The sequence below is a fragment of the Pedobacter sp. genome, assembly GCF_045628745.1.
Lineage (GTDB): Bacteria > Bacteroidota > Bacteroidia > Sphingobacteriales > Sphingobacteriaceae > Pedobacter.
Genome location: NZ_JAZQPU010000168.1, coordinates 1 through 10,044, shown reverse-complemented (window position 1 = coordinate 10,044; position 10,044 = coordinate 1). Strand labels below are relative to the sequence as shown.

Genomic DNA, 10,044 nt, shown 5'->3' with positions numbered 1-10,044 from the left:
TGTTTTTTAGTCTTGTTTGAATGTAATTTTGCTCGAATTGTAACGCTATTCCGTAAAAATAGCTGATTTTAAGCACAAAAATATTACATTTACGCTTAATAAAAAGCATATAAAATGAGACATAATTTTGGCGCAGGCCCCTGCATTTTACCGCAGGAAGTATTTAAACAAGCATCCCGGGCTATTTTAGATTTTAAAGACGGCTTATCAATTCTAGAAATTTCTCACCGTACTCCAGAATTTGAAAACGTTGTAGAAGAGGCAGGAAAATTAGTTAAAGAATTATTGAATGTACCGGAAGGTTATTCGGTTTTATTTTTGCAAGGCGGAGCGAGTTTACAATTCGCAATGGTACCGATGAATTTATTAGCCGATGGCGCTACCGCAAGTTATTTAGAAACTGGCGTTTGGGCGAAAAAAGCAATTCAGGAAGTTAAGAACTTCGGTACTGCTCATATCGTTGCTTCATCAAAAGATGCTAATTACGCTTATATCCCTAAGGATTTTACTATCCCTGAAGACAGTGCTTATTTCCACTGCACATCAAATAATACCATTTACGGAACAGAAATATTCAACTTCCCTGAAACTAAAATTCCTGTAGTTTGTGACATGTCTTCAGACATCATGAGCCGTGTAATTGATGTTTCAAAATTTGACCTTATTTATGCTGGTGCTCAAAAAAATATTGGCCCTGCAGGTGTAACCGTAGTGATCGTTAAAGATGAAATTTTAGGTCGTATTGACCGTAAAATTCCTTCTATGCTGGACTACAAAGTTCAGATTGATGGCGGTTCTATGTACAATACACCTCCTGTATTTTCTATCTATGTTGCTATGTTGAACTTAAGATGGTTAAAATCTAAAGGTGGTGTTGCTGAAATTGAAAAAGAAAATATCGCTAAAGCACATGCTTTATATACTGAGATTGACAGAAACACCTTATTTAAAGGAACTTGTGCTGTTGAAGATCGTTCAAGAATGAATGTTTGTTTTGTAATGAACAACCCTGAACTGGAAAAACCTTTCCTTCAATATGCTGAAGATAATGGTTTTGAAGGTATCAAAGGACACAGAAGTGTAGGTGGCTTCAGGGCTTCCATGTATAACGCATTGCCAATTACAAGCGTTCACGCTTTAATTGAATTAATGCAGGAATTTGAAGAAAAACACAATAAATAGATTAATGATAAAGATACTAGCAAATGACGGAATTGATCCCGTAGGTAAAGCGTTATTAGAACAAGCAGGTTTCGTTGTCGATACGGAAACTGTACCTCAGGATAAACTTGTTGAAGCGTTAAAAAATTATGATGCCATCACAGTTAGAAGTGCTACTAAAGTTCGTAAAGAATTAATTGACCAAGTGCCAAACCTTAAATTAATTGGTAGGGGTGGTGTTGGTATGGATAATATTGATGTTGAATATGCACGTGAAAAAGGTGTTGCTGTAGTAAATACCCCTGCAGCTTCTTCTTTATCTGTTGCTGAATTGGTTTTTGCTCACTTATTTACAGGTGCAAGATTTTTACAGGACGCAAACCGTAAAATGCCTGTTGATGGCGACACTCAATTTAATACCCTTAAGAAAGCTTATGCCAAAGGAATTGAACTTAAAGGTAAAACTTTAGGCGTAATTGGTTTTGGTAGAATTGGTCGTGAGACTGCTGCCATGGGCTTAAGATTGGGTATGAATGTTATTGGTTACGATTTGTACCCTTTTACAGGCCATATCTCTCTTACTTTCCAGGATGATATCTCTGTAGATATTCCTGTTAAAACGGTTTCTTTCGAAGAAGTAATCGCTGAAAGTGATTTCATCAGTTTACACACACCTTTCGCGGCTGAACCTATTTTAGGTGCTAAAGAATTTGATCAAATGAAACCTGGTGTAGGTATTGTTAACTGCTCAAGAGGTGGTACCATTGATGAACAGGCTTTAATTAATGCTTTAGACAGCGGAAAAGTTGCTTTTGCAGGCTTAGATGTGTTCGATAATGAACCAACGCCTTTAGCAGCTATCCTTCAACATCCTAAAATTTCATTAACGCCACATATTGGTGCTTCTACAAATGAAGCCCAAGAGCGTATAGGATCTGAACTAGCTAGCTTAATTATAGCGCACTTTACCAAATAAAATAACAAGCAAAAGAAGGAACTGCCATGTTGTTCCTTCTTTTGTTTTTTGAATGCCTCTCTCATGCCAAATATAAGACCGTTTAACGCCTTAATTCCGGCAGCACACCTGCAGGGGAAAGTTGTGACCCGCCCGCTTGAAAACTACAGCAGCGAAGAACTCAAACGACTTTGTTCTGCAAATGACTACAGTTTCTTTCATTTAATCAATCCAGAATTGGAAAATTCTGCCCTTAAAGGAGATTGTAAAAAATTGCTGTTTAAGAAGATCAACCAAAATCTTGATCATTTTCTAAAGCAGCAGGTCTTGTTGACACAAGAACCACCAACTCTTTTTATTTACAGGGTTACTCATGATGGACTCACGCAAACTGGTATCTGGACCATTACAGCTATTACAGATTACTTAGAGGGGCATATTAAGAAACATGAGAACACCGTTGAACGACTGGAGAAAAAACTTGCCGAATACTTAGAACAAACCCGGTTAGACGCCAATCCTGTATTGCTCACTTATACACCAAATGCAACTATTGATCGCCTTATTGCTGCTTATATAAATACGGCTGAACTTCTTAACTTTGAATTAGACAACAAGAGTCAGCATCAGGTGTGGGCTGTTACTACGGCGGCTGACCTCAAACAATTGATCAATGCTTTTAAGGAAATTCCGGTTGTTTATATAGCTGATGGCCACCATCGCATTGCGGCAATGGCTAAGTTAAACAGGCAAACCTATTTTGCTGCTGTCTACATGAATACCCATGAAGTAAAGGTTTTACCATATAACCGGATGGTAACAGACCTTGGTGAACTAACTCCTTCCGTTTTTTTGGTTTCTATTCAGGAGTACTTTGACCTTGAAGAACAAACGGAAGCCATCATCCCTGCAGAAATGCATGAAATAGGGATGTACCTGGATCAAAAATGGTATTTACTCCGACCTAAAAAAGAATTGTATAATGCCAATGATCCCGTGGAAGTGTTAGATGTAAACATCCTTCACCAATTTATCCTCGAGCCTATTTTAGATATTAAAGATCCCCGAAGGGATGTGAGAATTACTTTCTGCGAGGGAAAAATCCCAGTCAATCAATTGCAGCAACAAGTAGACAGTGGCACGCATGCTGTATTATTTACCCTTTTTGCAGTTACAGTAGCTCAAATTATAGCCGTGGCAGATGCTAACGGCATTATGCCTCCAAAGTCTACCTGGATAGAACCTAAATTTCCTGTTGGCTTAATTACCAATCAATTAACTCAATGATGGTCTAACGTCTTTTTTGTTTCCTGGTTTTGATGAACAAGATTAGCAAAGAAATAATTAAGGCGGCTGCTAAACCTATATTCGCATAAAATGAAGCCTGTTGATTTTTTTCTGCATCAGCCAGTTGTTTGCTCAATAGCTGATTCTTGTCCTGAAGTTTTTTGATGGCCAGCATGTAACGATTCATCCTGTCGCTGTTGGCAGCTGCAGAATTCTGTACCTGTTGTACCTGCATTTCCTTATAGTTCATCAGCACTTTAATCTCCCGAAATATCTTATTATCATTCAGGGTAATCTGCCTCAATATCTCGTTGGAGTTCTTGATGTCCTTCTTGGTCTGCATGCCAAAAATCCCTGTCCGCGCATTTAAACTTTGCTGGTATTGACCAAATTTAGCACTGCGTTGAGTCAACAGAGCATTTACCTTATTCCTTTGTAGCTGGTAGGCTGTGCTGTCTGCCTGCGCCATAGTGGATACGGAAAAGCACAGCATGAAGAATAAAAGGAGATATTTTGTCATATATGTTTTTTTAAAAATTAAGCAAACTTCATGCCTGAGGGTGAAATTCAATCCTCACAATATCACCCAGGTGTAACCCTAACAGGCCACTTGCCTTGCCTTTATTGATGGCAATTTCAAGGTGGTTACTGATGCCGAAGAGACATAACTTTTCACCTTCTGCAACTTCATTATAATGCCAGCTGAGTTGGGTAATGGTTTCGCTTTTTCTAAAGTGCAGCGTAAACTCCCTGTTCAATTGTACTTTAGAAAATAAGTCTTTAGTAATATTGGTGATGACATTGCTAAAGGTATCTACATAAATTACACTGCCTCTGATCATGTTAGGCTCAATAACAGGGTGTAAAAGCATCCGCTCTTCAATGCCATCTACCGGTAAACCTATTTCTTTGAGTTTGCCTGATTTAGCCAGGTGTATGGCAGCTTTAACAAAAATATCTACCAGTGGAAAGTGCAGGTATTTAAGGTCCTGCATAATGTTAAGCTCCACAATTTCTTCTGGCGGACCATCAAATAAAAGGGAGAAAATACCATTATCAGCACCTACAAAGAAATGTTCATTGTATTTAAGGGCAAGGTATTTTGTTTTCTCACTGAAAACAGAATCAATTCCAATGAGGTGTACTGTGCCCTTAGGGAAATAGGGGTAAGCATTCTTTAGAACAAATGCGGCATACGAAATGTTAAAAGAAGGAACTTCATGGGTAATATCAATAATTTGGGCATCAGGAAATATCGTCAGGATACTGCCTTTTAAAGCAGCCTGATAGAAATCTTTGGAACCTAAATCTGTTGTTAAAGTGATAATAGCCATTAAAAATTGAATATTTATTCTTAATCTTGCGTAAGCGGCAAATCGCGTACAAATATTCAATTTTTAAATCAGAATATACACGTCTATTAAAAAACAATATTTTGAACGAAATACAATTAACACTAGAATCGGTAGACCTCGTACACTTTTGGGGAACGCATAACGAGCATTATGAGTTAATCAAACGTGCCTTTCCGAAATTAAAAATCGTGGCCCGTGGTCATGACATCAAAGCCTTGGGCGACCAGCAGGAGCTGAATACTTTTGAACTTAAATTGCAGCAGCTGATCCAGCACCTGGAAAAATTCAGCTCCCTGAATTCAACTGAAGTAGAGGCTATTTTATCGTTGAAAAGCAGGCTGCCAGATGTTGTCCCTGAAGAAAATATCAATGGTTTAGGTGGCGAAGTCATTGTGTTTGGAACGCATGGCCTGTTGGTCAAAGCGCGTACAGCAAACCAGCGCCGAATGGTAACCAGTATTGTCAAAAATGATGTTCTTTTCGCCATTGGACCTGCAGGTACGGGTAAAACCTATACGGCGGTAGCGCTTGCCGTAAGAGCCCTGAAAAACAAAGAAATCAAAAGAATTATCTTAACGCGTCCGGCGGTGGAGGCAGGGGAGAATCTTGGCTTTTTACCCGGCGACTTAAAGGAGAAGGTAGATCCCTATTTGCGCCCACTATATGATGCCCTGGATGACATGATACCACCAGAGCGACTTAAAATGTACCTTGAAAATCGTACCATCGAAATTGCCCCTCTGGCATTTATGAGAGGCAGAACTTTGGATAACTGTTACGTGATTCTTGATGAGGCCCAAAATTCTACTGACTTACAGTTAAAAATGCTGTTAACACGCATGGGCCCCAGCGCAAAGGTCATTGTAACTGGTGATGTGACACAAATAGATTTACCCAAAAAACAAATGTCTGGCTTATTTAATGCCTTACGAATCTTAGAAGACATTCCCGGTATTGATATCATATACCTTACCGGAGACGATGTTGTACGGCATAAGCTGGTTAAACAGATCCTTAAAGCCTACGGCGATATTCAATAATTACATACACCCGCGCTCAGCACAACAATGAAAGCAATAAAACAAACAAACTTTAATTTTCCAAAACAGACTAATTTTTATAAAGGTAAAGTCCGTGATGTGTATACCATCGATAACCGTTTTATGGCGATGGTGGTTACTGACCGTATTTCCGCATTTGATGTAGTCCTTCCTGAAGCTATACCTTTTAAAGGACAAGTTCTCAACCAGATTGCAGCAAAGTTTTTAACAGCTACACAAGATATCGTTCCTAACTGGGTTATTGAGGTCCCAGATGAAATGGTTACCGTAGGGCGGATATGTGAACCCTTTAAGGTAGAGATGGTGATTAGAGGTTACCTCGCCGGTCATGCCTGGCGAGAATACAGTGCTGGCAGAAGAACAGTATGTGGTGTGGCCTTGCCTGAAGGTTTAAAAGAAAACGACCAGTTGCCTGAACCTATCCTTACGCCAACAACGAAAGCCGCCGTTGGCCATGATGAAGATATTTCCAGAGAAGACATCCTTGCTAAAGGTATTGTTTCTCTTGTAGATTACGAAAAACTTGAAGCCTACACCAGAGCACTTTACCAACGCGGTACTGAAATGGCTGCTGAAAGAGGCTTGATCCTGGTAGATACCAAATATGAGTTCGGTAAAGCCGATGGTAACATATACCTGATCGATGAAATTCATACACCTGATTCTTCACGTTATTTTTACGCAGAAGGTTACCAGCAGCGACAAGACAACGACGAACCTCAGAAACAGTTGTCAAAAGAGTTTGTGAGAAAATGGTTAATTGAAAATGGCTTTCAGGGTAAAGATGGACAAGTAGTTCCTGAAATGACACCTGCAATCATTGACTCCATTTCTGAACGATACATTGAGCTTTATGAGCAAATTACCGGCGATCGTTTTGTAAAGAATGAAGCTGAACAAATTTTGGACAGAATTGAACAGAATGTGTTGACTTGTGTAAATAAGTTAATTTTATTAGCGTAATTTGGTATAATAAACATTAAGATGATGAAGTTTTCAGTAGATAAACACGAAAAATATGTTGTTATAACCTTGAATGAATCAAGCTTTAGCAACGAGATTGCACCTCAATTAAAATCTGAGTTTATTTTGTTGAATGCTGAAGGTTATTGCAACATTGTACTGGACTTATCGCAAGTTATTAAATGCGATGATTCTCAGGACCTGAGTAGCTTATTGATTGGCGACAGGTTATGCAAGAAAGCAAATGGCCTTTTTGTGGTTACGGGTGTAAAGAAAGACATTGCAGCCATACTGGAAATATCAGGCTTAAATCAATCTTTAAATATTGTGGCCAAGCTTGCGGAAGCCACAGATCTGATCTTTATGGGTGAGATAGAAAAGGAGTTGTTGGGAAGTTTTGATCAGGATAATTAATGAAGTTTGAAGTTACCATTTTAGGCAGCAGCTCTGCTACCCCAGTACACAACAGAAACCCAACGGCACAACTTTTAAATTGTAACGAGAAGTTTTATTTGATTGATTGCGCGGAAGGCACACAACAGCAGCTCATTAAATACAATATAAAGGCTGGTAAAATTGATTATATTTTTATCAGCCATTTACACGGAGATCATTATTTCGGTTTAATAGGCTTGCTTTCCAGCATGCACTTAAACGGACGTGTGAAACCTGTAAAGCTTTTCGGTCCCCCGGCATTGCTCGAAATTCTCGAGCTGCAATTCAGGCATTCTGAAACCGTTTTAAAATTCCCTATAGAATTTACAGCACTTACCGCTGATGTTCCCAAGGTTATTTTTCAGAATGCAGACCTGACGGTAGAAACCATTGTGCTCAACCACAGAATTCCATGCACAGGTTTCAAATTCAGCCAGCAGAAAAGAGCACGTAAACTGATCATTGAAAAGTTAGAGGCAGAAAATATTCCTATTGAATACTTCCCGCTTTTAAAAAGAGGGTTAAACCTCGATCTTCCAGATGGTACTGTAATACGTAATGAAGATTACACCACAGACTCCGAAGCAACTAAGTGTTATTGTTATTGTTCAGACACTTTAGCCGATGGCAGTTATCTTCCACAGTTAAAGAGCTGTACGCTGTTGTATCACGAAGCCACCTTTCTACATGAGTTATTAGACCGCGCCAATGTTACCCACCATAGCACCGCCTTGCAAGCAGCAGAGGTTGCTAAACAGGTTGGGGCACAGCAATTATTAATCGGTCACTTTTCCTCTAGATACAAAACGCTTCAACCTTTATGGGAAGAAGCGAGTTCAGTCTTTAAAAATACGGTATTAGCAATAGAAGGCAGCACGATCACTATTTGATCCTGCTGCCCTTTATCTTATTTATCTTTTTTACCTCCGCCACCAAAAACAGAGAAGTGTACATAGCGTTTTGGATTCTCTTTCAAGTCTATAATTAAATTATCAAGATTTTTAGATGCGCTGTTCAGGTTTTCATACATCCTGCTGTCATTGATCAACAAGCCTAAACTTCCTTTGCCGTCATTAACTTTACTTACCACGTTTTGTAAATCAGCCACTGCTTTATTTGCGTTGTCGATAGTCTGTTTAAAGTTTGCGGCAGCAACCTGATCGGTAACATTGCTGATGTTATTTAAAATACCATTGATCTTCTCGTTGTTGTTTTTTAAGTTATTAGAGATCGACTGTACATTGGTCAGGATGGCGGCAATTCTGCTGCCTTCAGTGCCTACCAGCTTATCGATTTTAACGGAAGTGCTTTCCAGGTTACCCAATGTTGCAGCGATGCTGTTAAAGCTCTTGTTTACGTTTCTCTGGAAATCAGGATTCATAATGGTGTTTACACTGGTTAGAATAGAATCCATCTTTTCGATAATGGCTTCAGCTTTCTTCTGTACAGGTTGCACAGCTTCCATCAAATTTTTCTCTACATTAGCATTTAACGTGTCGCCATCCTTTGCAAAAACCCTGTCATTACCTAACACCATAATGATAGCCTTGCTGCCTAAAAGGTCAGTGCTTTCCAGTCGGGCTATACTATTGGTAGGGATATCATACTGTCCGTTAATTTTTAAGGTGGCTACAATTTCACCGTTAGGCTGTAACTGCAGTTTATCAACCCTTCCAATCTGGAAGCCATTAATTAATACTGGTTTTGATACGCCTAATCCGTCTACACGTGAATATCTTGCGTAAAGTACTGTTTCATCTGTAAATATGGCATTTCCTTTAAGAAAATTGTATCCAATGAATAATAAGGCTATAGAGGAGGCAGCCAGAATGCCAACTTTCGTTTCGTTTGCTATTTTCACGTATGTATGTACTTAGTTTGTATCGTTTCTTTTCTTGTATACTTTAACGGCATTAAATATGGAGTTTACAATTTCCTGCTGCCCTTCAAAAGAGTTCATGTAGTGCTCTTCATCCGGATTGCTGATAAATCCAATTTCAGTTAAAACAGCCGGCATGCCACAGCGCTGTAATATTAATATACCCTGTTCTTTAATCCCCCTGTTAACCCTTTTATCTACCTGGGTATAATTGTTTTGGATCAAGCCAGCCAGTTGCATGCTTTTATCTCTAAACTTATTTTTAAACAAAGATAAGATAATAAATGTTTCAGGATCACTAGGATCATATCCATCGTAATTAGCCTTGTAATTTTTTTCTAGTTTAATATCCGCATTTTCCCTGATGGCGACATTTTGTTCATCTATACGGTGCATCCCGGCAACAAAAGTTTCCGTGCCTTTGGTAATTCTATTCTTCGCTGGCATGGAATTACAGTGTATGGAGATGAATATATCAGCTTTAGCATCATTTGCAATAGCTGCTCTTTTGTAAAAATCAACATCTACATCTGTTTTGCGGGTATAGAGGATTTTCACTCCCGGCATCTCCTCTTCAAATTTCTTGCCTAATTTTAAGGCAACGGCTAAAGCAACATTTTTTTCTAACGAAAAGGAGCCTGCCGCCCCCGGTTTTCTTCCACCATGCCCGGCATCAATCACTATGGTTGATACTTTGTAGTTACTTTGAGCAAATAAGGATTGACTGCCTATCATCGCCAAAACAACCATCAAATAACAACTTCTGTTCCATCTCATCACAATTCTCTGTATTTTATTATTACTTAATTAAAGTTTTTCGCCCTGTTAATGTTCAACAGAAGCTTTATATCGTTGTATGGCCTTCAATAAACCATTCACCATTTCAATTTGTCCTTCCGGGGAGTTCATATAGTCCTCTTCAGAAGGGTTACTGATGAAACCAATTTC

General features: G+C 38.9%; 11 protein-coding genes. 7 read left to right on the top strand and 4 right to left on the bottom strand.

Annotated features, from left to right (window positions below; genetic code table 11):
- The first annotated feature begins 114 nt into the window (after positions 1 to 114).
- The 3 genes from serC (at position 115) to ACR2F7_RS06700 (ending at position 3,403) form a co-directional block, all read left to right on the top strand.
- Positions 115 to 1,182, top strand: coding sequence for a 3-phosphoserine/phosphohydroxythreonine transaminase (serC, locus tag ACR2F7_RS06710; protein WP_432712811.1), 1,068 nt, complete (start codon positions 115 to 117; stop codon positions 1,180 to 1,182).
- 4 nt (positions 1,183 to 1,186) lie between these two features.
- On the top strand, positions 1,187 to 2,137 hold the full coding sequence (locus ACR2F7_RS06705) for a D-2-hydroxyacid dehydrogenase (RefSeq protein ID WP_432712810.1): 951 nt from the start codon (positions 1,187 to 1,189) through the stop codon (positions 2,135 to 2,137).
- Between the two features lie 63 nt (positions 2,138 to 2,200).
- Entirely contained in the window at positions 2,201 to 3,403 is a 1,203-nt protein-coding gene (locus ACR2F7_RS06700; protein WP_432712809.1) for a DUF1015 domain-containing protein, read from the top strand.
- 4 nt (positions 3,404 to 3,407) lie between these two features.
- On the opposite strand, the gene ACR2F7_RS06695 is transcribed toward ACR2F7_RS06700, so the two are convergent.
- Positions 3,408 to 3,923 (bottom strand): hypothetical protein, encoded by a 516-nt coding sequence (locus ACR2F7_RS06695; protein ID WP_432712808.1) that lies wholly within the window; start codon positions 3,921 to 3,923, stop codon positions 3,408 to 3,410.
- Positions 3,924 to 3,951: 28 nt separating this feature from the next.
- Entirely contained in the window at positions 3,952 to 4,737 is a 786-nt protein-coding gene (locus ACR2F7_RS06690) for an SAM hydrolase/SAM-dependent halogenase family protein (protein ID WP_432712807.1), read from the bottom strand.
- Positions 4,738 to 4,838: 101 nt separating this feature from the next.
- Between ACR2F7_RS06690 and ACR2F7_RS06685 the strand changes: the two genes are divergently transcribed.
- From ACR2F7_RS06685 to ACR2F7_RS06670, 4 genes are read left to right on the top strand one after another with little or no spacing between them, the layout of a single operon-like run.
- Positions 4,839 to 5,798 (top strand): PhoH family protein, encoded by a 960-nt coding sequence (locus ACR2F7_RS06685; protein WP_432712806.1) that lies wholly within the window; start codon positions 4,839 to 4,841, stop codon positions 5,796 to 5,798.
- Between the two features lie 27 nt (positions 5,799 to 5,825).
- Positions 5,826 to 6,782: a phosphoribosylaminoimidazolesuccinocarboxamide synthase gene (locus ACR2F7_RS06680; RefSeq protein WP_432712805.1), complete on the top strand. Its 957-nt coding sequence runs from the start codon at positions 5,826 to 5,828 to the stop codon at positions 6,780 to 6,782.
- A 21-nt stretch (positions 6,783 to 6,803) separates the two neighbouring features.
- A complete protein-coding gene (locus tag ACR2F7_RS06675; protein ID WP_432712804.1) occupies positions 6,804 to 7,196 on the top strand; it encodes an STAS domain-containing protein in 393 nt (130 codons plus the stop codon).
- The gene (locus ACR2F7_RS06670) at positions 7,196 to 8,107 is read left to right on the top strand and encodes a ribonuclease Z (RefSeq protein WP_432712803.1); all 912 of its coding nucleotides are present in this window, start codon (positions 7,196 to 7,198) and stop codon (positions 8,105 to 8,107) included. The genes ACR2F7_RS06675 and ACR2F7_RS06670 overlap by 1 nt, the downstream gene beginning before the upstream one ends.
- Before the next feature lie 17 nt (positions 8,108 to 8,124).
- Here the strand turns inward: ACR2F7_RS06670 and ACR2F7_RS06665 are convergent, their stop codons facing one another.
- Both ACR2F7_RS06665 and ACR2F7_RS06660 read right to left on the bottom strand, forming a co-directional pair.
- The gene (locus tag ACR2F7_RS06665; RefSeq protein WP_432712802.1) at positions 8,125 to 9,078 is read right to left on the bottom strand and encodes an MlaD family protein; all 954 of its coding nucleotides are present in this window, start codon (positions 9,076 to 9,078) and stop codon (positions 8,125 to 8,127) included.
- A gap of 12 nt (positions 9,079 to 9,090) precedes the next feature.
- Positions 9,091 to 9,873, bottom strand: coding sequence for an N-acetylmuramoyl-L-alanine amidase family protein (locus ACR2F7_RS06660; protein WP_432712801.1), 783 nt, complete (start codon positions 9,871 to 9,873; stop codon positions 9,091 to 9,093).
- Positions 9,874 to 10,044: the final 171 nt, after the last annotated feature.

Bases quoted from the DNA above. Each gene is read 5' to 3' on its own strand.
- ACR2F7_RS06690 (WP_432712807.1), bottom strand. From the start codon at position 4,737: ATGGCTATTATCACTTTAACAACAGATTTAGGTTCCAAAGATTTCTAT.
- ACR2F7_RS06670 (WP_432712803.1), top strand. From the start codon at position 7,196: ATGAAGTTTGAAGTTACCATTTTAGGCAGCAGCTCTGCTACCCCAGTA.
- ACR2F7_RS06680 (WP_432712805.1), top strand. From the start codon at position 5,826: ATGAAAGCAATAAAACAAACAAACTTTAATTTTCCAAAACAGACTAAT.
- serC (WP_432712811.1), top strand. From the start codon at position 115: ATGAGACATAATTTTGGCGCAGGCCCCTGCATTTTACCGCAGGAAGTA.
- ACR2F7_RS06675 (WP_432712804.1), top strand. From the start codon at position 6,804: ATGATGAAGTTTTCAGTAGATAAACACGAAAAATATGTTGTTATAACC.
- ACR2F7_RS06700 (WP_432712809.1), top strand. From the start codon at position 2,201: ATGCCAAATATAAGACCGTTTAACGCCTTAATTCCGGCAGCACACCTG.
- ACR2F7_RS06660 (WP_432712801.1), bottom strand. From the start codon at position 9,873: ATGAGATGGAACAGAAGTTGTTATTTGATGGTTGTTTTGGCGATGATA.
- ACR2F7_RS06705 (WP_432712810.1), top strand. From the start codon at position 1,187: ATGATAAAGATACTAGCAAATGACGGAATTGATCCCGTAGGTAAAGCG.
- ACR2F7_RS06695 (WP_432712808.1), bottom strand. From the start codon at position 3,923: ATGACAAAATATCTCCTTTTATTCTTCATGCTGTGCTTTTCCGTATCC.